16 protein-coding genes are annotated in these 24,057 nt (G+C 60.2%); 8 read left to right on the forward strand and 8 right to left on the reverse strand.

The genetic code is table 11. The features are described 5' to 3' along the window. Positions 1-204: 204 nt before the first annotated feature. Positions 205-954, reverse strand: a complete 750-nt coding sequence (gene argB, locus HS103_06900) for an acetylglutamate kinase (GenBank protein ID MBE7512525.1) — start codon at positions 952-954, stop codon at positions 205-207. Further along, positions 951-1,994: an N-acetyl-gamma-glutamyl-phosphate reductase gene (locus HS103_06905; protein ID MBE7512526.1), complete on the reverse strand. Its 1,044-nt coding sequence runs from the start codon at positions 1,992-1,994 to the stop codon at positions 951-953. The genes argB and HS103_06905 overlap by 4 nt, the downstream gene beginning before the upstream one ends. A gap of 552 nt (positions 1,995-2,546) precedes the next feature. On the opposite strand from HS103_06905, the gene HS103_06910 reads away from it, so the two are divergent. The 3 genes from HS103_06910 to HS103_06920 all read left to right on the forward strand — a co-directional run bounded on the left by HS103_06910 (position 2,547) and on the right by HS103_06920 (position 7,982). Then, on the forward strand, positions 2,547-4,613 hold the full coding sequence (locus HS103_06910) for a serine/threonine protein kinase (protein MBE7512527.1): 2,067 nt from the start codon (positions 2,547-2,549) through the stop codon (positions 4,611-4,613). A gap of 390 nt (positions 4,614-5,003) precedes the next feature. Then, a complete protein-coding gene (locus HS103_06915) occupies positions 5,004-6,245 on the forward strand; it encodes a glutamine synthetase (GenBank protein MBE7512528.1) in 1,242 nt (413 codons plus the stop codon). A 174-nt stretch (positions 6,246-6,419) separates the two neighbouring features. After that, positions 6,420-7,982 (forward strand): helix-turn-helix domain-containing protein, encoded by a 1,563-nt coding sequence (locus HS103_06920; GenBank protein MBE7512529.1) that lies wholly within the window; start codon positions 6,420-6,422, stop codon positions 7,980-7,982. Positions 7,983-8,532: 550 nt separating this feature from the next. Here HS103_06920 and HS103_06925 read toward each other — a convergent pair. The 4 genes from HS103_06925 to HS103_06940 form a co-directional block, all read right to left on the reverse strand. Beyond that, positions 8,533-9,360, reverse strand: a complete 828-nt coding sequence (locus HS103_06925; protein ID MBE7512530.1) for a copper chaperone PCu(A)C — start codon at positions 9,358-9,360, stop codon at positions 8,533-8,535. 905 nt (positions 9,361-10,265) lie between these two features. Continuing rightward, positions 10,266-11,060 carry an ABC transporter permease gene (locus tag HS103_06930; GenBank protein MBE7512531.1) on the reverse strand — a complete coding sequence of 265 codons (795 nt, stop codon included), beginning with the start codon at positions 11,058-11,060 and terminating at the stop codon, positions 10,266-10,268. Then, positions 11,057-11,722 carry a thiamine diphosphokinase gene (locus tag HS103_06935; protein MBE7512532.1) on the reverse strand — a complete coding sequence of 222 codons (666 nt, stop codon included), beginning with the start codon at positions 11,720-11,722 and terminating at the stop codon, positions 11,057-11,059. Before HS103_06935 ends, HS103_06930 begins: the two co-directional genes overlap by 4 nt. Positions 11,723-11,837: 115 nt before the next feature. Further along, on the reverse strand, positions 11,838-15,089 hold the full coding sequence (locus HS103_06940) for a tetratricopeptide repeat protein (GenBank protein ID MBE7512533.1): 3,252 nt from the start codon (positions 15,087-15,089) through the stop codon (positions 11,838-11,840). 71 nt (positions 15,090-15,160) lie between these two features. Here HS103_06940 and HS103_06945 point away from each other — a divergent pair, with 71 nt between their 5' ends. The 5 genes from HS103_06945 (at position 15,161) to HS103_06965 (ending at position 21,649) form a co-directional block, all read left to right on the forward strand. Further along, on the forward strand, positions 15,161-15,862 hold the full coding sequence (locus HS103_06945; protein ID MBE7512534.1) for a CpsD/CapB family tyrosine-protein kinase: 702 nt from the start codon (positions 15,161-15,163) through the stop codon (positions 15,860-15,862). 89 nt (positions 15,863-15,951) lie between these two features. Continuing rightward, the gene (locus tag HS103_06950) at positions 15,952-16,671 is read left to right on the forward strand and encodes a fumarylacetoacetate hydrolase family protein (GenBank protein MBE7512535.1); all 720 of its coding nucleotides are present in this window, start codon (positions 15,952-15,954) and stop codon (positions 16,669-16,671) included. Positions 16,672-16,977: 306 nt separating this feature from the next. After that, on the forward strand, positions 16,978-19,161 hold the full coding sequence (locus HS103_06955; protein ID MBE7512536.1) for a serine/threonine protein kinase: 2,184 nt from the start codon (positions 16,978-16,980) through the stop codon (positions 19,159-19,161). Between the two features lie 3 nt (positions 19,162-19,164). Then, a complete protein-coding gene (locus HS103_06960) occupies positions 19,165-19,935 on the forward strand; it encodes a triose-phosphate isomerase (GenBank protein ID MBE7512537.1) in 771 nt (256 codons plus the stop codon). Positions 19,936-19,969: 34 nt separating this feature from the next. After that, the gene (locus HS103_06965; GenBank protein MBE7512538.1) at positions 19,970-21,649 is read left to right on the forward strand and encodes a hypothetical protein; all 1,680 of its coding nucleotides are present in this window, start codon (positions 19,970-19,972) and stop codon (positions 21,647-21,649) included. 170 nt (positions 21,650-21,819) lie between these two features. On the opposite strand, the gene HS103_06970 is transcribed toward HS103_06965, so the two are convergent. Together HS103_06970 and mreD are read right to left on the reverse strand one after the other, a co-directional pair. Then, positions 21,820-23,496: an alkaline phosphatase D family protein gene (locus HS103_06970; GenBank protein MBE7512539.1), complete on the reverse strand. Its 1,677-nt coding sequence runs from the start codon at positions 23,494-23,496 to the stop codon at positions 21,820-21,822. Positions 23,497-23,552: 56 nt separating this feature from the next. Continuing rightward, positions 23,553-24,056 (reverse strand): rod shape-determining protein MreD, encoded by a 504-nt coding sequence (mreD, locus tag HS103_06975; protein ID MBE7512540.1) that lies wholly within the window; start codon positions 24,054-24,056, stop codon positions 23,553-23,555. Position 24,057: the final 1 nt, after the last annotated feature.

Genomic DNA, 24,057 nt, shown 5'->3' on the forward strand with positions numbered 1-24,057 from the left:
CCCCAACGCTTGGGCGGTGGGGCTAGAGTTTGGTGGGGTTGCCGCGCCCGGCGCTAAAGCGGCGGGCTGAAAGCAGCCTCCCCTTCGGGGCTTAAAAGACGCCCCGCAATCCTCCGCACCATGAACACTTCTGATAATGTTTCTTATCATTCTCCAACAGAATCTACGACGATTCCCCCCCTCGCAGCGGCGCTCAACCAGTGTTTACAAGTCATGGCTAATCGTTGTCCCCGTCCCCGCCGCCAAGCCCGCAAGGTCGGTGATTACAGCAGCGCGGACTCCGGCGCTCAGGGCGTCTAGGGCGGCGTTCACCTTCACCGCCATCCCCCCTGTGATCACCCCCGCGTTGATCTGAGTTTGGATCGCCGTGCGGTTTAGGGTGGGAATCACTGCCCCCTCTTTCAACACACCGCGGACGTTCGTCAGAAAAACGACGCGCTCTGCATTCAGCGCCGCGCCCACCGCCCCCGCCGCCCGATCTGCGTTGATGTTGAAGAATGTGCCATCTATCCCTAGCATGATTGGGGCGATCACCGGCACAATGCCCGCCGCCAACAACCCGCGCAGAACCTCCGCACGCACAGTGGTGATCACCCCCACCGCGCCGAGATCGCCATCAGGGTGGCTCAGTTTTTCCCCCCGCAGCAGCCCTTGATCTGCCCCATTGAAGCCCTGCGCCTGAACGCCCTGTGTTTGCAGCGCGGCGACAAGCATCGGGTTGATCGCCCCGATCAGGCTCATCATGACAATGGTCAGGGTTTCGGGGTCGGTCACGCGAAGCCCGCCCACATAGCGGGGGACAATTCCTAAGCGCTCTTGAAGCGCCTTGATGCTCTGCCCACCGCCATGAACAATCACCGCCGGGGCAGGGAGCGCCTTCACCGCCGCCGCCATCCCCGCGATGAAGGCGGGGTCATCCAATTGATTTCCCCCAATTTTCAAGACGAGTGTCATAGCAGTCCCGTCTCCGTTGGCAGACCGCTCATCAGGTTGAAGTTCTGCACCGCCTGACTTGCCGCCCCTTTCCGCAGGTTATCAATGGCGCTGGTGACGATCAGGGTATCCCCTTCCAATGCGGCGACGCCGATCACGGCTTTGTTCGTGTGGGTCGCCGCCTTCATGGGGGCGGGCGTCCCCTCTGGTAGAAGGTCGATCAGCGGTTCGCCCTCGTATTCGCTGCGGAACGCAGCCATGATGCGCGGCAGCGACCAGCCCCCCTTCAGCCGAACATAGACTGTCGCCAGCAGCCCAACATCAACAGGCACAACATGGGGGGTAAAGAGGATCGATCCAGCATCCGCTTGCCATTTGTGAAGTTCTTGCTCCATCTCCGGCACATGGCGGTGATTGCGTCCGGGTTTGTAGGGGCGAACATCGCCATACACTTCCACAAACAGCGAATCGAGCTTGAGCGCCTTCCCCGCCCCCGAAATGCCCGTCTTGGTATCGGCAATGATCGGGTCGCCCGTCAGCGCCCGCGCCCGCGCTAAGGGGTAAAGCGCCAACAGCACCGCCGTCACATGGCAGCCCGGGTTGGCGACGATCTGCGCCGTCTTAATCGCTCCCCCGTAGACCTCGCTGAGTCCGTACACGGCGGGGAGCAGATGGGGCGCGGGGTGATCATGCCCGTACCATGTCTTATACAGGTCGGGCGTGTCCAGCCGCAGATCGGCGCTGAGGTCGATGACGCGAACGCCGCGCGCCGCCGCCTTCGCCGCGATCTCGCCAGAGACGCCGTGCGGCAGACAGAGGAAAATCGTCCCCACCTGATCCAGCGGCGCTTCGGCAATGGGGAGCAGATTCAGCCCACCCACCGTCTCGCGAGAACTTTCGGAGGTGGCAAAGGCAACCCGCGCCGCTGGATGTTTGGCAAGCAAGCTGAGCAGGGTTTGTCCGGTGTAGCCTGTCGCCCCGTACACGCCAACGTTGTGGATGGTCATTGTCTGGCGGATGGTTGGTAAGGCTGGTGAGGCATTGGGTGATTGTGCGGTCATTGGTTTCCTTCGGTTTTGCCCTTTCGTGATCTTCGCCCTCGAAACAAAAAACCCTCCAGACCGTTTGTGGTCTGGAGGGTTTTGAACTCACCCCGGCGCCGTCCGTCTTAGTCCATGCAGCGGCGCCATCCAGACCTTATGCTGGTGGTACGGCGGCTGCGGCGGCGCGGGGACAGAACGAGCATGGTGAGCAATTTCCGAGTGTGACGAATTGATAAGTACAGTATAGCGAATGACCCTAGTGTAAATCATTTGGTGAGCTTGCACAAGAGCGCAAACGGCGTAGGATTAGGGTGTATTTGTAATTCCTGTAGGGGCGCAATGCTTTGCGCCCATCGTCGCCCGTGAGCGCCCGCCGCTAAAGCAGCGGGCTGAAAGCAGCCACCCCTTCGGGGCTTGGAAAGCCCCACCCTGTCAACAGAGAGAGGGAATGCATTTTCCCCCTCTCCTCGTTTGCGTGGGAGGGGGGCTAGGGATGAGGGGTTCTGAACCAAAAACGTCAACAGAACCTACAAAAGCATCGGTGAACACACCCTTTCATGGAATCGGATCATGACCAACACAACAAACAGCACCCTTCTGCTTGATAACGCCGCGCAATTGCCGCCAGCAGCAACTGGAAGCAGACGGCTGACGCTTGTTCGCCTCGGTTGGATTCTGTTCATGATCGGGCTTGGTGTGTACATTTTTGGGGTGATGATTCCCATCGACATTCTGCGGTGGGGAAGCCGCCAATGCAATCCCACGTTTAACGGCGGAATGCTGTTTCCAGAGTCAGTTTGCGCCTATGCGTTGGCGGCAAGCGAGGGGCTTTACATCATTTTCCTCTGCCTGCTAGGGACGCTGATCATCTGGCAAAAAAAGCACGACAAAATGACCATCTTCACCGCCTTTGGGCTTGTGTTTAGCGGGCTGGCGGTCACACCGGGCAGCACCTACCTCCCCGTTTTCCAAGAAACCGCCCCGTTTGCGCTCCCCGTCACCGCCCTTGGCTTCATTTGGCTTTCGCTCATCTTCCTCATCGCCCCTGATGGGCAGTTTGTCCCCCGTTGGTCGCGGCTGATTGCCGTTGCGCTAATTCTTTGGTTTGGGTCGTGGGTGGTGATTCCTGGGGCGTTCCCCATTCAAGTGGCGGCGCTGGACACCCCCAGTCTGGTGACACGCGGCTTATTGATTATTTATCTGAGTATAGCCCCATCGTTTCTGGTGCAGCTTTACCGCTATCGCAACGCTTATAACGCCACCCAACGGCAGCAGGCGAAAGTGCTTGTCTTTGCCGTCAGTTTTGCCTTTGCCAGCTATTTGGCGGTGATCATCCTTGAGGTGAGCGTGCGGACGGCATTTGCCGGAACACCTCTTGTGGGGCAAATGACCCAATTGGGCATCATCCTTCGCCTGATCTGTATCTCGTTTGGCACGGTGGGGATCGCCGTCTCTGCGCTGCGCTACCGCCTTTGGGAAGCCGATCTGGTGATCACCCGCTCGCTTGTCGTGGGGATGGTCACGGCGGTCTTAGGGGGCGTCTTTTTCGGGGTGACGATCCTCATCCAGCGGATCGCCCTCAGCATCACAGGCGGGCAGCGTTCGGAAGTGGCGGTGGTCGTCGCCGCGTTCTCCATTGCCCTCGCCTTTACGCCCACGCTCAACCGCTTAAAAACCGTCATTGATCGCCGCTTTTACCCCAAATATCTGGCGAAAGCCGAGGCGCTTAAAACGGCAACCCAACAGCAGCGGAACAACCAGTCCGGGCAAGGGGTGACCATCAGCGCAGCGCCGATGGGAAAGGTGGTTGGCAGCTACGAGGTCTTTGAACCCATTGGGCGGGGCGGCATGGCAGATGTCTATCGGGGGCGGCATATTACGCTCAGCCGTCCGGCGGCGATCAAAATCATGGCGGCGCAGGCGGGAAGTGCCGCTGAAGAGAGGGGGGATGCGCTCACCCGCTTTGAGCGTGAGGCGAAAGTGATCGCCGGACTGCGCCACCCCAACATCGTTCAAGTGTACGATTTCGGCGTGGCTGATGGCATGTATTACATTGCGATGGAGTTGATCAACGGGCAGGATTTAGCCCAGGTGATTCGTGAACGTGGGGCGCTGCCCTTTGCCGAAGCGCTCAGCTTGATCAAACAGCTTGCCGACGCGCTGGACTACGCACACAGCGTCGGCGTTGTTCACCGCGATGTGAAGCCGCAAAATGTCCTTATGCAGCCAACGACGGCAGTGAATATGTTTACCCTTGCCCCGCTGCGCCCTATCCTGACCGATTTTGGTATTGCCAAGCTGACCGAAAGCGACAGCGGCTTAACGAAAACGGGCGTGTTGGGGACGCTTGATTACATTGCCCCAGAGCAAATCCTTGCCGCCACCCATGCCGATGGGCGTGCCGATCAATACGCGCTAGGAATCATGGCCTTTCAGATGCTCACCGGGCGGCTGCCTTTCATTGCCCATAATCCGGGGGCGCTGGTTTTGGCACATTTGCAACAGAAACCGTCCGACCCCCGCCAACTGCGAGCGGATTTACCGCCCACTGTAACGAAGGCGCTTGAGCGCGTCTTGGCAAAAGAACCCTCCGAACGCTACCCAACGGCTGCCGAATTTGCGGCGGCATTGGCGTGAGAAGGGCAAAGCGTGGGCGTCCGCGCCCATGTCCACGCCCTTTAGGGCGGGGCTGAAAATAGGGAAAGACGAAAAACCTGCTTTCAGCATGCGGGCTTTAGCCCCGTGCCTCCCTGCATCCCACTCCCCCGCACCCCGTAGGGACGCCCCATGGGGGGCGTCTGCCCATCTCCCCACCGAACACCTGTTTTGTGCATCTTGTCCAAACCCTGTTGACGAAAAGTAAAACTTGATGAACAATGAGAGGATGGATTCGTCACCTTGTTGAACAAGTAACTTTCAGGAGCGTCTGTGACGGCTTCCCCCAACCTGCCACCCGATGTCGAACCGGTGATCCGTGCCATACAGGACGATGGGATCATCTCCCTCACCCTCCAATTTACCGATGTGATGGGCATTGTCAAAGCGGTGCAGATTCCCCCCCGCCAAATCGAAACCGCCTTCCGCACGGGGATTTGGTTTGATGGCTCATCCCTTGAAGGGTTCGCTCGCGTTGCCGAGTCGGACATGTACCTTCGCCCTGACGCTGCCACTTACAGCGTGCTGCCCAACACAGGCGGCAAAAGCGCCCGCCTGATCTGCGATGTCTATACGCCCTCTGGCGATCCCTTCGCCGGCGATCCGCGTGCCGTCTTGCGGCGGGCGCTCCATATGGCGGCAGAGATGGGCTACCGCTTCACCGTTGCCCCAGAGGTGGAATTTTTCCTCCTGCGCACGCCGATCACCCTGACCGACCTCCAAACGCACGACCACGCTGGCTATTTTGATCTGGGGGAGGGCGAATCGGGCGAGGTGCAGCGGGCGATTGCCGATGCCCTCAGCGCGATGACCGTTCAGATTGATTCGCTCCATCACGAGGTGGGTGGTGGGCAGCATGAGATTGACCTTACCCCACTGGATGCCCTGGCGATGGCAGATGCGATTGTCACCGCACGGCAGACGATCAAAGCAGTGGCGGCGCGTTATGGCTTAATCGCCACCTTCATGCCCAAACCGTTGGCGCGGGTGGCGGGGTCGGGGATGCACGTTCACCAGACGCTTTACCATTATGAAAGCGGGCGAAACTGCTTTGCCGAACCAAGCGCCGAATATGGCTTATCCAAAGTGGGGCGGGCGTTCCTTGCCGGACAGCTTGCCCATGCGCGGGGGATGTGCGCCGTCCTTGCCCCGCTGGTGAACAGCTACAAGCGCCTTGTCGCTGGCTTGGAAGCGCCCGTCTACATCACCTGGGCGCAGTTGAACCGTTCGGCGCTCATCCGCGTCCCTCGGTTGGTCGATGGGCAAGCAGACATGGCGCGGATCGAACTGCGCTGTATCGATCCATCCTGCAACCCCTACCTTGCCTTCGCCGTCATGGTGCGGGCGGGCTTGGAGGGCATTCTGCACAACATGGAACTCCCTAGTGCGGCGGAAGAAGAACTTTACCTGTTCAACGCCCGCCGCCGCCAACTGCCCACCCTGCCCACCTCGCTTCACGAGGCGATCAGCGCGATGGAGGCGTCCGCGCTGATCAGCGATACGCTCGGTCTGAGCGTCTTTGAGGGCTTTCTAGAGGCAAAGCGGATGGAATGGAACGACTATATTTTGGACATCAGCGCGTGGGAACTGCGCCGCTATCTCCATCAGTATTAGCCCATAGGTCAACCTTAGTAGTAGCCCCTATTCGAGTCAACACAAGGGATGAGGCTGTTCAGCGACCATGACCCCGCAACGCGCCCAAGCATCCATCCTTGATCTCCTCCGCCACGCCCTGCCCATCGGGACGCGAGTCGTCGCTGGTATGCGCGGTGTCCACCGTCCGGTGACGTGGGTTTCCGTCTTGCATGCCCGCCCGCCCGCCTTTCCTCCCTCGAAGGGCGCGAGATCGCCCTGCTCTCGATGGACGCCCTCCACCTTCTAAGCGACAAACTGACCCTTGCCGATCTCGTTCACGATTTGGCGGAAATGGATGTGGCGGGGATCGGCGTGGTGGGGACGGTGGATGCCCGCGCCCGCAGCGCCGCCGATGATCACGATCTGCCGCTGCTAAACCTTCCCGCCGGAACGCAAACGCGCCAGATCGAAAAAGACATTGTGCGCGTCTTGGTCGGTCCGCCGCCCCCCGTCGAACTACGCGGGGCAGAGATTCACCAACAGTTGATCCAGCTTAGCACCGAAAATCGCGGGATGCGAGCATTGATCAGCGCCCTTGCCGATTCTTCTGGACGAACGATCATCGTCCAAGACAAGCGCTTTGATATGCTTGCCTCGGCGGGCGACCTGACCGATCATCCCTCATGGGGTGAGATTGAGAGCGAGCTAAGCCGCGAGGAATCGCTGCCGGAAGGTTTTCGCAATCGCCTTGAGGTTGCCCAGAATCTCCCCGAACCCGTCGATTTGTCCGTTGCCGAATTCGGCATACGGCGCTTGATTTTGCCAATCATTGCCAACCGCATGGGGCGCGGCTTCATCTCTTTCTTGATGCCTGACGATGGGACGCCGGGTTTTGACGGGCTGGATCATCAGTTCATCCGGCACGGGGCTGCCGTTTGCGCCCTTGAAATGGCGAAGGAAAAAGCCGTCCGCGAGGCGCAAAAGCGCGTACAAGGCGGCGTTTTGGAGCGTCTGCTCTTGGGGACGATCCCACCCGATCAGGCGGGGCGGCAGTTGGTGCGGCTTGGGCATCAGCCCAACGGGCGGCTCTACTGCGCCATTGCCATGTGCTGGACAGACGAGGACAGCCCCTCGGATCGCCGTCTAGAGACGACCTTTAACGAGGAACTGACGACGCGCAGCCACGAAGCGCTTGTCCAACTGCTGGATGGCGGGATCGTCGCCTTCTGCGCTGTTGACGCCGCCGCCGCCCACACCAAGATGATTCCCCGTGCGGTGAAGAACCTTGCCGAGGCGGTTATTCAGCGGGCGGCAATTCACGCGCCGGGGAAGCGCATCGGGGTTGGGGTGGGGCGTCCGGTGTCAGCCCTCGCGGAATGGCGCAGCAGCTACCAAGAAGCGCTCGCCGCGCAGCGCATCGCCATTCAGTGGCGGGTGGAGCAGCCGCTCTATTTTGCCGATCTGGGCATCTACCGCTTGCTCTCGCTGCTTTTGGAAACGCCCGAACTGCGCAGCTTTTATCGGGAGACGCTTGGCGACCTTACCGATGGCAGCCCCGTCAGCGATGAATTTATCGCCACGCTGGAGACCTTTTTTGAAGAACACGGCAACCTTAGCCAGACAGCAAACCGCTTGCACGTCCACCGCAACACCTTGCTCTACCGCATGGATCGCATTGCCCAGATTGGTGGGATCGATTTTGATAACCCTGAAACGCGCCTCGCCGTCCATCTGGCATTGAAGATTCGGCGGCTGCTTGGGTCGATGCGCTTGTGAAAAAGCCCCCAATTTTTGGGCAAAATGCCCAAAAATTAGGGCATATTTTTGGGCAGATTAGCAGAAGAAAAAACGGGTAGTGTCTTTTATACTGTGGCTTCAACTTGTTTGATACCACTGTGCAACCAGTGTTTCCCTCCTGTTGATGGCATGGCGGTGGGGGCGCTTGAGGGGGCAAACTCATCATCATGCAAACACAGACTCCTGTAGAACATACAGGAGTCTGTGTTTTTTAAGTATCTATCTAGCACACCTTACACACAGACCCTCATCCCCCTGCCCCCCTTCTCCCTGTGGGAGAAGGGGGAATCACGTTTTTTGAGGGGGCTTCCCCCTCATCCCCCCTCACCCACAGGATTTCTCCCCTTTCTCCGCGTGTGGGGAAAGGGAGGCAGCCCAGATGCGGGGAAACACATGGCGCGGGGTTAAACCGCCCGCGCTAGGAATAATCACCCCGTTGGGGCTTAAACCAGATGCGGGGAGAGCCTCTTTGCCTTCAAGCCCCGAAGGGGTGGCTGCTTTAGCGGCGGGCGCTCACTCTCAACACACCCTAGTTGACGGTGTTCACCGGCACAGCAAGACTCACCACGGTGCCGGATTCAAAGGTCAGGGTGAAGGGGAGCGTCGTCCCCGCCATAAGGTCTTCCCCCAACCTCATCAGCATAATGTGCATCCCGCCGGGTTTTAATGCCGCGGTCCCCCCCGCCGGAATCTCAATGCCCGCCGTGAGGGGCATCATCTTCGCCACCTCATTTTCAATCTTCGTCTCGTGCAGTTCGACCATCGCCGGAATGCCCACCTCAACCTTCAGCAAGCGGTCTGCCTTATCGCCACTGTTGGCGATCACCATGTAGGCGGCGGAGACGCCCCCCTTTTGGGCGGCGCGGGCATAGGCCCCGCTGATGGTGATCACCCCGGCGCCCCCTTCAGCGACGACCATTTCCCCGCTGTGTTCACCTTCGCCAGATCCCTCTGAATGGGCGGCTTCCGCTTTCGGTCCGTCGTGCGGCAGGCGGACAACCGTCAGCGCATCCCCCACCATGTAGATTACGAAGGTGTAAAAGCCGCCGTCCCCTTCTTCAAAGGTGAAGGCAGCGGGTTCGGGCGTCAGCGCATCGCCCAGCTTCCCGCCCGCCCGAACAAGAACCAGCGCGAATTCATAGCCTTCGACGCTCATGTAGTCGGTCACGTCCTCGTAAGCGACCCCATCGGCAAGCAGCGTATCCCCCACATAGACATCAACGGCGGGTGCGCCTTCGGCAAGGTGAGCAATCCGCACATGGGGTCCACCGGCGTGGGCGGCAAGATGGGGAATTCCGCCGAGCAGCCCAACGGCGCATATCAGGGCAAGAGCAAGCACACTCATTTTTCGCATCATGTGGCAATCTCCCTTATTGTTCACAAACTATAGGGCGATTGTATCCTGTAGGGGCATAGGCGCCCATGTGACAGAAAGCATCTTTAAAGAGGGCGAACGTCAAGAAAAATGATTCTATATTGATTGCAGTACCCTCACTGGTTGGACGGCAACCAGCCTTCTTACAAGAAGGACGGGCGTCGTTCGTTTGCCCTTGATCACCACCGCCTGCCCATCGGTAAGCCTATCGTGCTAGGCGGGGCTGTCAACCACTGAGGTGGTCAATCTCGTTGTAAAATGCTGTAGGGCGCGGACGCGCCAGGGGTCGCCCCTACGGTGCGGTATCAGGCTTGCCCTCCCGCGAAACCATAGTGCTGAGATTAGGTTTTCGTCTTTCCCCACTTTCAGCCCCGCCCTAAAGGGCGGGGTGGTCAATCTTAGCCCGTCCCCTTTAGGGGCGGGCGCAGCCGAACGCCCCAGGGGGATGCGGGGCTAAAGCCCACGTACTGAAAGCAGATTTTCGTCTTTCCCCGATTTTCAGCCCCCGCCCTAAAGGGCGGGGTGGTCAATCTTAGCCCGTCCCCTTAGGGCGGGCGCAGCCGAACGCCCAGGGGGATGCGGGGCTAAAGCCCACGTACTGAAAGCAGATTTTTCGTCTTTCCCCGCTTTCAGCCCCGCCCTAAAGGGCGGGGGTGGTCAATCTTAGCCCGTCCCCTTTAGGGGCGGGCGCAGCCGAACGCCCAGGGGGATGCGGGGCTAAAGCCCACGTACTGAAAGCAGATTTTTCGTCTTTCCCCGCTTTCAGCCCCGCCCTAAAGGGCGGGGTGGTCAATCTTAGCCCGTCCCCTTTAGGGGCGGGCGCAGCCGAACGCCCCAGGGGGGAGTCCCTACGGATGCGGCGCGGGGGGTTAGAATGTCACCAAATCCTAGTAAATGCCGGGTTCCTCCCATTGGGCGGCGCGGGCATCGGTGAAAAACCAGGGCATCAGCCACCGTTCGATGATCCCCACCAAAACAACAAGGGCGACGCTGATCAAGGCGCTGATCCCCACCGCTGCAAAGGTGGCATCAGTGCTGCCGCTGTTGTAACTTGCCCGTAGGTAGCGCCCTAATCCGCTTTGCGCGGTGATGAACTCACCGAGGATCGCCCCGCTGATCGCATAGGTCGCCGCGATACGCACCCCGCTGAAGAAGGACGGCAGCGCGGCGGGCAAGCGCACCGCCCACCACACCCTTCCCCGCCCCGCCCCCATCGCCCGCAGCAGCGCCACATAATCGGGATCGGTTGCCGCCAGCCCGTCGATCAGGGCGACGGCGATGGGAAAAAAAGTGAACAAAATGACGGTGATCACCTTCGCCCCAATACCGAAGCCAAAGATCAGAATCAGCGCCGGCGCAATGGCAATGATCGGAATCGTTTGGGAGAGGATCAAGAGCGGGTAAATGGCGCGTTTTAGGGGTGAGGAGACATCCAAAAGCGCCGCCAACCCCGCCCCAATGAGAATGGCGATCAGCAGCCCAAGCCCCGCCTCCAAAAGGGTGATCGGGATATGGACGGTGAATAGAAGATGGGCATCGCGGAAAAATGCCCCAAGGACTGCCGAGGGCGCGGGGAGGATGTGAACGCGGTTCGTATCGGCACGGACGAGGAGTTCCCACCCCACAAGAAGAATCGCCAGCAGAAGAAGTGGGGGGAGAATTCGCTGCCGAAGGCGCTTCATGCCCGCCCCGTTGTGTGGACAATGAGCAGCAACCCAGAGGCAAAACGCACCTCTGCCGCCGCCGCCGTCATCACATTGGACACCCCCCGCGACGGACCGACGCGCAGCGCCTCTCCCTGAAGGGGATAGTGCAAGCCCTGTGTGTAAATCCCCTCCACACTGGTGGTCAGGGGGATCAGCGAGATCGTATCGCCCGCCGCGCCGCTGAGGGACGTGCTGCCGGGGTGGGCAACCCATGTTGTCTCTCGCCCGTTGACGATGCGCACATCACGCCCTTGCAAGGCGGGCAAAGTCAGCAGTTGAAGGTTGCCAAGCGTCTGATCCAAACGCCCGCCAAGCGCCCCAATCAGACGGAGGGTTGTACCTCCCTTCTCCAACGCGGCGAGCAGCGCTAGTTCGAGGTCGGTTTCGTCTTTTGCCGCCGGAAAGCGCCGCACCTCAGCGCCCTTTGCCGCCACCTCTGCCAAGCGTTGGGGGTCAGCCGAATCCAAATCGCCCACGACAATATCCGGCTGAACGCCAAGATGAAGGGCATGGCGCAGCCCGCCATCAGCAACAACGGCGAGACGTCGATCAGGAGGGGTTGTTTGATACCCTTCGAGCGCGGCGTGGACGGCTTCCCCCTCATGAAGATCGCCATTGGCAAAAAGAAGAACGTACATGGTCACCTTTTTATCTCTCTCTAAGTGCCTCTCCAGCGGCGGGCGCAAGCATCGCGCCCCTACGGATGCGAGATCATAGGCGCTCCCGCCTGTTCATTGTGGTTATACGTAGTCGCTATCCACCCTGCCGTTCTAACCACGCCGCCGCCTCGGATAAAACCTCATCCAAGGAACGCCCGTTTTCCAATGCGGGAAAGGAGCGCAAGGCGTCACGCTGCGCTTTGGGAAAGCGTTCCCACAGCAGCGCCGCCTCATTCTGATGATCCGGCTCAAAGGGGTGGGCGTCTGCGATCCGTAAAAAGATGGCGGCTTTTGCCCGCTGTCCCAGGGCAAAGGCGTAGGCGGCAAGGCTGGTCATGATCTCCACTTTCACCCACATCACATCGCCAATGCTTGGAATGATCGTCATCGCTTCTAACAAGAGCGTGCGTGCTTCGGCAAGATTGTCTATATCGATATGAAGGGCAGCCAGTTTGCCCAAGCCAATGACCAACGTATGGGTGGAACGCATGGCGCGGCGCAGCGCTAGACTTTCTTCAAGGTAGGTGCGGGCTTCCTCAAAGCGCCCCTGCCGGCGGGCGATGATTCCCAGATTTTTGGCGCACATGGCGCTTTCATAGCGGTTGCCATACTGCCGGAAACGCTCCAACGAGGCGCTTAGATAGACAATGGCAGCCTCGTATTCGCGCCGAAAGAAGGCAATCCGTCCCCGCCCCATGTCAATGTATGCCTTGCCAAAATCATCCCCAATCTGGCTGCACAACTGATAACTCTGTTCAAAATAAACTTCGGCACGGGGATAATCGCCCAAAAAGGTGAGCGAGGTGGCGCATTCCCAGGCGCAGGTGGCGGCATTTTGAATATCACCCACGTGCTGATACCCCGCCAACGCCTGTTCATAATTGGTAAGTGATTGCGGAGTACGCCCCTGAATGTGGTTGAAATAGGCAAGCGCATAATGTCCCGCTGCCAAACCAACCGGATCGTTTAAGGTGGTGTGGAGTGCCAACCCTTCTTCAAGGACCTTTTCGGACTCAGCAAAGCGCCCCGCCCGCAGCAGCGCATTGCCAAAGCCAAGGAGAAGTTTCCCTTTTTGGGATGGATCAAAGTTTTCTGCCTGTGGTAACAGGCTGAGCGCCTCTTGAAAGACTTCTGGCGCGGCGCTTAAATCGCCCCGTTTGGTAAGGTACTGCCCCTTCAGGCGCAAAAAGATCACACGGCGGGCAATATCTTGCGGCGGAATGAGCGCTAAGCCTTCCTCTAGAAGGCGGAGTGCCTCCGGCAAATTTCGCTGAAGGCGGTGCCCCTCCGTCGCCTGTTGGATGTAATGAAGTGTCTTGGCAGCATCGCCCGCCGCCCGCCAATGGTAAAGCAGCCGCATGGCATGGGCAGGTGATTCAGGGTACAGCCTCTCAATAATCTGGGCAGCGGTGCGGTTCAGCGTAAGGCGTTCGGTATTCTCCAAACTATATAAAAGCCCCTCTCGAATCTTGTCGTGGCTAAAGCGCCATACATAGCCATCGACCTCCACAATATGGGCATCAGCACAGGCGCTCAGCCAGTGTTCCAAGTTCAGCCCAGGCTCGTAACAGGCGATCACATCGAGATCAAGGGTGCGCCCCAAGACCGCCGCAAAACGCACACTAGGGTGAAAGGCAGCGGGGAGGCGCGTAAGACGATGATGGACAACGCTCAAAATGTGTTTGGAGATCAACTGCGAGGGGAGTGTTTTCTCTCCGATGAAATCGAGGCTGCCAGCCGTTTCCGCCAAAATATGGAGGACATCAATGGCAAAGAAGATATTCCCTTCGCTGTGATCGGCAACAAACGACACCACCTGCGGGTTGCGCCCGCTCTCGCCCACCATTGCCGTTGTCAGCGAGGCGATTGCCGCCGGAGGGAGGCGTTTCAAATTCAGATGGGTTGTCCCTGGCGGAAAGGTCTCGGCAAAGTGTGGATAATCGTCACTGCGATAGGTTGCCATGATCGCTATCGGTCTGGTGAGGGCAAGCTGAAAGAGGTTATGGATCAGATCGGTATCATCCTCTGCCCAATGAATATCCTCCAAAAGGATGAGCAGCGGGGAGGTCTGCCGCTCCAGAAGTCCACGAATCACTTGGAAAAGGCGAATACCATCGTGGGGCGCTTCTAAAATGGGGATATCGGGAATGTCCTGATCGAGCAGCGTGTTTATCTCCGGTAACACTGTCTTCAAGACACCCGCTTCCAACGGGCTGAGATCGCTTTGAATCACCAATGGGGCAAGAATGCCGCGCAGCAGCGCATGAGGAATGCCGCGCCCTTCTTGTGCCTGCCCGCGCAGCACCTGAATACCCCGCACCAACGCCCGTATCCGTAGTTCCTCCAACAGGCGGGATTTGCCAATGCCGGCTTCCCCGCCAATCAGCCGCGCCGTGCCTTTGCCCCCCTCAACGGCAGTGAGCGCCGCCTCCAATTGGGCAAGCTCATTCTCGCGCCCAATGAAGGGCGCATGGGCAAGGAAACTTTCGCGGACGGTGTATGTTTCAGGCAGGGTGGACACCGCCGCCGCCTGAAGGGAAAGCGCCGCCGCCAACGCTGAAGGAAAGCGTGTGGTTGGCTTTGTCGCCAGAAGGTGCTTTATCCACCCCGCCAGCGAAACGCCCGCTGCCTCGATGAGCGGATTATCGTCACGTGTTCCCTTAAACAGGGCATCAAGAAAGGCGTCCAGCGTGAGCGCGTTCAGAGGGCGCTCCCCCATGAACAATTCATAGGCGATAACGCCCACCGCATACAAATCCGTCGCTTCGCTTGGGGCGTCTCCACGTAAAATTTCAGGGGCAATATAGAGGATTGATCCGGCAATCGGCATTTTTTGAGTATGGTCTTTCAATGCCAAACCGAAATCGAGGACTTTCAACCCGCCCCCGACGGGGATCACGATATTGCTTGGTTTAAGGTCACGGTGGACAATGCCATGACGGTGAAGGTAGCGCAAGGCGGCAAGAATGTCCAAGAGCAGCCCCACCCGCCCGCTGATGGGCAGCGTCCGCCCGATGCTGACGACATCCTGCGGGGCGGCGAGCAGTTCCATCGTGAAAAACGGCTGGTGGGCAGCGTCCACCCCATAATCAAGGACGCTGACAATATTTGGATGGCGCAGCGACGCCAACAAGCGAAACTCGTGGGTCAGGGCGAGCAGGTTTTCCCGCTCGATGCTCTCGGTCGTCCCCTGGAGGGCAGCGGGGGGAATAATTCGTTTGAGGGCAACATCCTTCCCCCGTAGGCGATCATAGGCGCGGTAGACTTCCCCCATACCCCCCGTGCCGAGGGGTTCAAGAAGGCGATAGCGGTTTCCAATAAAGGCAATAGTCTGTTTGTCGTCCATACCCACATCTCATCCCACTTGGAGGAGGGATTATAGATCGGCGTTTGAAAAAACATAGGCGTTAAGACAAAATGATAGTCTGTACGGTACAATGGCAAAAAACGACGAGACGAGGGCTATTTCCGTTGTCTGACCTAATCACCCTGCGCGATCCGCGTTCGCCGGCTGCCGAAGCCTATCGCGCCTTGCGCACCAGTATTCAATTTGCTGGCGTCGATGCGCCCATTCACACCCTGCTGGTGACTGCCTGTGCAGGAGAAGATGGGAAAAGCCTCGCCATTGCCAACCTTGCCGTCACCCTGGCGCAAGGCGGGCAGTCGACCATCCTTGCCGATGCCGATTTGCGCCGTCCGGCACAGCATACACTTTGGAAACAGGGCAACGAGAAGGGCATGACAACAATGATCCTAGACGGCGAGGCGCTTCGTGAGCCACCCCTAAAGCCCGTCGGCGTGGAGAATCTTGCCCTGCTCACCAGTGGAATAATCCCGCCCAATCCGGCGGATTTGTTCGGCTCGAAACGGATAGATGAGGTCATTGCGGCGCTGAAGGGGCGGGCAAATCTGGTCGTCTTTGACGCCCCGCCTGTCCTCGCCGTGACGGATACGGCGCTTTTGGCTACAAAGGTCGATGCCGTGCTGCTTGTCATTCGCGCCGGAGTCACCCGCCGCGACCATGCCCGCCGCGCCCGCGAGATGCTGGAGGGGTTAAAGGTGCGCGTCATTGGCGCGGCGCTGACGAACGCCCCCCGCGAGGCAGGCGTAACCTATTGATCTCGCCACTGGGGGGCTTCTCCAAACCTGTGCGAAGCGCCCCCGCGCCATTCGTTATGAAGCTTACACACTAAAGAAGGTTTTGGCTCATGCGCTATGATTTTGCCCTTTGGCACGCTCAATTTCCGCGGTTCACCTTCCGCGATTTTTACGCCTTTGAAGCGCACGTCAAAACCGCCCGCGCCCGTCGGGGGCTGCCGATGATCCCCGAATGGTATCAGTTTCCCGTCTTTTATTTCTCCAACCCCCGCGCCTTTTTCTACCATGACGACCCCATCCACGCGCCAGCGCGGACAGAAGCGCTCGATTTTGAATTGGAGGTGGCGGCGATCATCGGCACGCCCGGAATGAACATCCCCGCAGACGAAGCAGATCACTATATTGCTGGCTACACCATCCTGAACGATTGGTCGGCGCGGGATATTCAACGCGAAGAAGTCAAGGTGGGCTTGGGTCCGGCAAAGGGCAAAGACTTTGCCACCTCCATTGGCGCATACCTTGTGACGCCCGATGACCTGGCGGATCGCCGTTCGGGGAAGGGCTACGACCTGACAATGATCGCCCGCCGCAACGGGATCGAGATCACAGGCGGAAATTGGAACACGATCACCTTCAGCTTTGCTGAGATGATCGCCCGTGCCAGCGAGGATGCCATGCTCTATCCGGGCGATGTCATTGGGTCGGGGACGGTGGGCGGCGGCTGTATTTTGGAGTTGGGCGCAGAGAACGCCGGCGGGTGGTTACAGGCGGGCGACGTGATCGAATTGGAGATCGAACGGTTGGGAATTCTGCGGAACAAGATCGTTTAAAGCGCCGCCGCATCCTCCCTCTGCGCAGTGGTTATGCTCATCGGTACGCCGCTGCCCCCTTTGCCTCCTTGTGGCAGAGGGGGTGAGTGCTATACTGAACGAAAGCGATACTGAGTTGAGATAAAACGATCATCCCCTAATCGCTAAAGACTCTCTGCCGGCTTGCCCTTTTCCTCGTCTACGGAGAGGGCGTTAGGGGGGGGACCCGTTTTGCCTCACGTTCACACTCTGTTTACATCTGTAAGGTATCTTCCCATAGGGTAGCGAACGATCCCCTGAACGGGAGCAAGGAAAGTGGCAGGGCATATGGGCTTCTCCATTGGCGAGACCGTTGGTCCGTATCGCATCACACAGCAGCTAGGGCTTGGCGGCATGGCAACCGTCTACAGCGCATACCATGCGAATTTGGATCGCTATGTCGCTATCAAAGTCCTCCACGCGGCGCTGAAGGCAGATTCCGCCTTTGAGGAACGCTTCCGGCGGGAGGCGCAGATCGTTGCCAAACTGGAACATCCGAACATCGTCCCCGTCTATGATTACAGCCAGTACGAGGGCGAGCCGTACCTCGTCATGAAGTTTATCGAGGGCGAGACGCTCAAAGCCCGTATAGGCGGCGAGGCGCTTTCCCTAGCGGAAACGCTGCGCCTGATCAACGCCGTCAGCGCCGCCCTGACCTATGCCCACGAGCGCGACATCCTTCACCGCGACATCAAACCCTCAAACATCCTGATCGAAACCCGCACGGGTGAGCCGTACATTGCCGATTTCGGCTTGGCGCGGATCGCCAGCATGGGCGAATCGACCCTGAGCAAAGACATGCTTCTGGGGACGCCGCAGTACCTCTCTCCCGAACAGGCATCGGGCGGGGCGCTTGCGCCGGCAACGGACATTTATTCCCTCGGCGTCGTCGTCTATGAGATGGTCTGCGGGCGCGTCCCCTTCACGGCGGATACACCCTACGCCATCATCCACAACCACATTTACGCCCCGCTGCCCATGCCCCGCCAGATGAACCCCACCATTCCGGCGGCGGTGGAGCGCGTCTTGTTGAAAGTCTTGGCGAAAGACCCCGCAGACCGCTACCCAACAGCGGTTGCCTTTGCCCAAGCCTTCACCACAGCGGTGCGAGAAAGCGGGCTTCGAGATTTTGCGACGAAAGACGTTCGCCCGCCGCGCCCTAGTGCTTCTGGCATGAATGATTTCAAGATCACCGCGCCCTCAGTGGCAAAAAGCGCCGCCGAACGCACGCCCTCGCCCATCCCCAACCCGATTGGCGCGGAGAGCAAGGCAGCCCGCAGCAGCGCCGTCCCCGCCGCCGAGGGAAAATCGACAGCGCTGAATGCCCCAACGGGCTATGTGAAACCCACTCCCCGCCAGCGCGGAGGGATGGCGCTCTTGTGGGGGGGCGTGCTGGTTGCCTTCGCCGTTGTTGTGGCGTTGATTGTCGTCATTGCCACCCGCCCGCACCCCCTAAGCGTGGCGAATGCGGCAACAACGCCCGCTGTTAACCCCTTATTGGTTACCAATTTAGCCGCTACCGGCGCGGCGAACCAGACCGCAGCGGCGCGGGCGCTAACGCCCACTGATGTGCCGCCGACCTTCCTTTTTTGGCATACCCCCACGCCCGACGAAGAGGCGACGCGCATCGCCGCCCTCCCGCCGACATGGACGCCCACCTACACGGTGACGCCACGCCCCACCCGCCCGACGAACACGCCGCGCCCAACGAGTACCCCGCGCCCTGCCGCTGCCACACCGCCGCCGCCCTCAGCGCCGCCGCCCTCACCGCCGCCGTCGCCATCGGGGGGCGGTCAGCCCGGTCAGCCCCCGCCTGTGGAGCAGCTTTACAACGGGGCGGACATTGCCGAGATCACCGCCTTTATCGCTCAGAATCCGGGGAACGTCCATGGCTATATGGCGCTGGCGCTGCGGCAGAGCGTTTCGGGGACGACAGCAGAGGTTGAGGCGAACGCGCTGAAGGCAGTTGAGATGGCGGGGAAGGAACTGTTCCTTTTGCGCGATATGCTCACCTTTACCGAGCAGTTCAACGCCCGCACCCCAACAAGTTTTTCAAAAGCCGCCATTGGCATCCTTAACGGGCTGCTTTATGCCTATACCCCCCTGCGCGAAGCAGTCGTCCGTAACAGCGCCTCTCTCGCCATGTTCACCTTTGCTAAGTCGGCAACGGTGGCGAACGGCTATGCAAAGGTCTTGGTCGATCTCGCCCAAAAGACGGACAGTGATCCGTACCTGATGATGCTTTCGGCAATGGCGCTGTTGAAAACGAACAACACAACGGACGGTCTGGCGGCGATGACCCATGCCGCCAGCGGACGTCGGCTTGCCGCTGAAACCCATCTGGTACACGGTATAATCTTGAAGGCGTTGGGGCAGAAAGACAAAGCGAAAGCCGCCTTTGAAGAGGCGAACGGACGCCTTGCCCCCACCTGGGTGCGTGATGAAGTGCTGCGACAACTGGAAGGGATGTGATTCGTGCGGAAACCGATCATTGCTGGCAATTGGAAGATGAACAAGACCCCCGCCGAGGCGGTCAATTTCGCCTTAGCCCTCGCCCCCCGTCTGCGCGAGTATGGGGCGGTGGAATCGGTGGTTTGCCCCCCCTTTGTGGCGCTTGCCGGAGTTGCCGCCGCCCTCGCCGGCAGCGGCGTCCGCGTGGGGGCGCAGAACGTCCACGAGAAAGACAGCGGGGCGTTCACCGGACAGGTCTCCCCGCCCATGCTGAAGGGGCTTGTCGCCTACGTGATCATCGGTCATTCCGAGGTGCGCGCCTATCAGGGCGAGACGGACGCCCAGATCAACCTGAAGGCAAAGGCGCTCCTCGCGCACGGCTTGACACCGATCATCGCTGTTGGCGAAAGTGACGCGGTGAATCGGGCGGGCGGCACCCTTGCCACCGTTGGGGCGCAGGTGCGGGCGGCACTAGCGGGCGTTTCTGCGGCGGAGGCTGCCTCTCTGGTCATTGCCTATGAGCCGATTTGGGCAATTGGCACGGGGCGCGTCCCTAGCCCAGAGGAAGCCAACGCGATCATCAAGGGGGCGGTGCGCGATGTCCTTGCCGAACTGTACAGCGCACAGACCGCCGCCCAAGTGCGCATCCAATACGGGGGAAGCGTCACGCCGGCAAACATGGTCGGCTTTATGTCCCAACCCGATATTGATGGGGCGTTGGTGGGTGGCGCCTCGTTAAAGGTGGATGATTTCCTCAGCCTTGTCGCGGCGGCGCGACAAGCGAAGGGTCTCTAGCCGAGACGACAGCCCCAGGCGAAGGGCGATCATTATGGCGGCAGTGCTGAACCTCCTCATCCCATGGATCACCCTCGCGGTGGTCACCTTCTGTGTGATCACCATCCGCAATTGGATTCTGCGCCACCTCTTTGGGGTCAGTTGGCTTGCCAGCCGCGAACGCAACCTCGCCGTGATCATCTACCTGATCGCCCTTCTGCCGGGCGTCTTGCTGCGGGAGGGAAGCCGTTATTTTGTGGCGGGGCTGCTGCGCCTGAAGCCCGCCTTCATCCAAGTGACGCCCACCGTCGGCAGCGATGGCATTGTTGAGATTCGCTTTGTCCACTTTCTGGTTCTGAACCCCGTCTTTGCGGCGCTGATCGCCCTTGCCCCCTTCATCAGCGGGCTGATCATCACCTACCTTGTTGCCATGCACGGGCTGAACGTCCCCGCGCTCATGGCGGCGGCAACCTCCTCCCAAGGGGCGGCGTTTGGCACAGCAATCCAGCGGACGCTGACGACGCCAAATTTTCTGCTCTTTGCCTACATCCTCTTTGGGATCGCCAACACCTGCCTTCCCACCAGCAGCGAACTGCGGGCGACATGGTTTTTCTGGGTGGGGGGCGTGTTGTTCCTCGGCTTGCTGATGGTGGCGGGGCTTTACAACGCGATCTTCCTCATTTTGGATGGACCCGTCACGCGGTTGGTCTATGGTTTGGCGACGATTCTGACCGTCATTGTGGGGATGAACCTGCTGGTGGCGGCGGGATTGTTCGTCCTTGAGCGCCTTGTCGAGATGATCACGGATCGAAAGGTGGAATACACGCCCGCCCAAGCCGCCGTAAAGACGAGCCGCGCTGGAAACGTCTTGCGCAGCGTGGAGGATTTGCGCCTGCCCGTGCCAAGCATCCCGGGCAAGGATGTGCCGATTGTCATTGCCCCACCCGTCGCCCCGCCGGAAGCGCCGCCGAAGATCGACGTGCCAACGCTCCCTGCTCCGGCGGAACGTCCGGCGATCACCCCGCCCGCCGCCGCTGCCAGCCTGCCCGCCCGCACCACAGGGACGGGGCTGCCCGCCGTGCCAGAAAGAGCCGCCCCGCCGCCACCGCGTCCGGCGGCATCCGTCCCCTTGCCCCCGCCCAAGATCGCCTCTACCCCTGCCGACGAGCCAGCGAAAGCTGCCAGCCCGCTAAGACCGCCCTTCGCGCCGGCGGCAAAACAACCGACGGGCGAGACAAAAGCCATCCCTACGGGGGCATCCGGTGGGACAGCGGGCGGGGCGTTTCCGGCGGCAAGAACAACCGGCGAGACAAAGCCACCCGCCTTTGGTGGGAGTGGGGGGGCAGCGGGGGCGCTGAGCAAACCGCTCCCCACCGCGCCAACGCCGCCGCCGCTGAAGCCGCCCTCACCCGCCGCCAACCCGCCCAAGATTGGCACACCCTTTGCCAACCGCGATGTGCGCCCCGCCCCCAAACCCGCCAGCGGCGCGTTTAACAAGCCAACATCCCCCGCCGATGATGATGTCATTGATGCGGAGTTGATTGAGGACGAGGATTACATCGACGCCGACGTGATTGAGGCGGATGTCATTGACGAAGCGCCGCCGCCCAAGCCCTCTGGCGGGTTTAACAAACCCTTTGGCAGGTCACCCTTTAACGCCACAGGCAGCAAACCGAGCGGCGACAAGAAAGACGACGACGAGACCCTGAAATACGTGGACGCCGATAAACTGTAGGGGCGACCATGTGCGGCGTCCACGCATGATCGCCCGCCGCTAAAGCAGCGGGCTGAGGCTGACCACCCCTACGGGGCTTGAAGGCAGTTCCCCCGCGTCCGTCTTAAGCCCCAACGGGGTGATTATTCTTAGCGCGGGCGTTTTAACCCCGCGCCCGTTTTTGCCCCGCCCTAGCGCGGCGTCACCCGAAACTGCTGCAACACCTCTGGCTGATAGGCGAGATACGCCGTCGGATCGGCGCGTATCTCCGCTGGCGTAGGGGCGGGAATCCCGTAGGTTGTCACCGTCAGAACACCCTCGGCGTCAATCTCGAAGGCAGTCCAGCCGAAGGTGTGTGCCAAGACATTCCCCCCCGTGATCCATTCATAGGCAATGCCCGACCCCACCAACCCCAGCGGATCGTACCCCGACGCCATGAGCAGGGTGTTCAAGCCGACCTCGGCAAAGGTATCCTTCAGGGCGCGGGGGGCGGCTTGATACAGGTTGTACTGCGTTTGGCTGATCGCACCGAGGGCGCGGAAAGCAGTTACTGCCAGCGTTCCGAACGGCGGATCGACGGCAACCGCGCCGGTGACGATTTCAAAGTAGCCCGTTTCAATCTGCGGATCGCCCGGGGTGAGGGCGTAGGTTAGGTTGTTCACAAACGTCCCGTGAAAATCAGCGGCGACGAACACGGCATTCGTGATTCCATTCCTCACCATGAAGTCCAAGAGGTCGGCGCGTTCCGCCGCGTAGCCCTCAAAGCGATCTCCGGCGTTGAACACCCCAAACTGTTGAATCGGCTGCGGGACGGCGATCACTTTCCAGAGAATGCCCGCCGCCTGTGCCGCCAGCAGATCAGCTTTCAATTGCGCCAACTGCGCCGCGCCAAGCATCGTCCGTGTTGGGTCGTAGGCTTTGTTTAGGAATGTCCGTATCGCCGCCGGATCGGTAGCGCCCCGTGCGCTAGGCGATGCCAAGCTCGCGTCGCGGAAGGTGCGGGCGTCCAAAACGAACAAGGCGGCGTCCTTCCCAAACGTCCGGTAGCGGTAGAGATTCGGCTTGCCCGCTGTGCGCGGGTCGCCCGTCGCGCCCCAGACCTCAGCACGGATGGGCATGTAGTCAAGGAACGCCTGATAACCGTTCTGGAACAGCGCCGTGTCGTGGATATATGCCCCCCGCCGATCAAAGCGGTTATCAGAGGCGGGCGGTGCGCCGCCCGCAAAATCGTCGGTGATTTCGTGATCGTCCAGCGTGGCGTAGATGGGGGTCGTCTGGTAAATGTCACGCCAGAGATTCAGGTCGTTCACCGTCAGCATATTTTCGGCGTGTTTTGCCCGAAATTGGGCGAGCGTTTGCGCCTGCCGAAGGGGAACATCTGGCGAGGTGACATCGGCGTAGACCGTATCGCCCAAGAGGACGAAGAAATCAAGGGCGTGGGCGGGGGCGTTCCGCACGACGATATAGGGCATGAATGCCGCCTGCCAATCGCCCGTAATGCCAAAACGAAGTCCGCGCTGAACGTCCGGTGGGGCGGGCGTCCTAAACGATCCGTTCAGCGTCAGCCCACCCGCATCGGTGATCTGGTAGGTGTAGACTGTCCCTGCGCTCAAGCCGCTGAGGTCAAGTTTGACGGGGAGAAGGGGATCGCTGATGGCGGCGGCGGGAAGGGTGACGGTGGGCGTGAGGCTCACCGCCAGCGCCCCGACGTTTGGGGAGTGAATCCACAGGACGGCGGAGGTTTGGTCGGCATCTCCAACGGCGGCAACCAGTGTGGGCGTGCGTGGGGATCGTTGGGCGGCGGTGGGGGACGTGATCAGGATGAACAGGACGGCAGCAATGAGCATAAAACGGCGGGTGATAGGCATGAAGGGTAGTCCTCATCGTTATTTATGCGAGGCGGTAGGTGCTTTATTCCTCCCCGCTAAAAGGTCATCCGTCGCCCCCGCCCCGATGGACGGGCTAACCAGCCCACCACGCGGAACACGACGATCATCAACGGCACATTGTACAAAACAGAGATGAGTGTCACATTGACAAGGGCATAGAAAACGGGGACAGACGAGCCAAACACATTCAGGACGACAATCAGCACCGTCTGAAAGACCACCGTCCCCACCGCAGCGGCAAGCGGCGGCACGATCAGGTTGCCGCGCCCGACCTCGTTGAAGATCAGGCTGACCGCCCCCGACGCAGCGACCATCGCCACCGCCCCTGTCCCCAACAGCCGCCCTCCGGCAAGGTCATGGAGCAGTCCGCCAACCACCGCCCATATCGCCCCTTCTTCCGCCCCCATGAGGATCGTCCACGAGAGGACGATCAGCAGGACAAGATCGAAGCCCGCCCCGCCGATCCGAAATTCGGGCAAAACCGCCCCTTGCAAAACAGCCGCCAGCACAAGCAGCGGCAGCCCGGAATAGCGTCCCACA

The organism is Anaerolineales bacterium, assembly GCA_015075625.1.
Lineage (GTDB): Bacteria > Chloroflexota > Anaerolineae > Aggregatilineales > UBA2796 > UBA2796.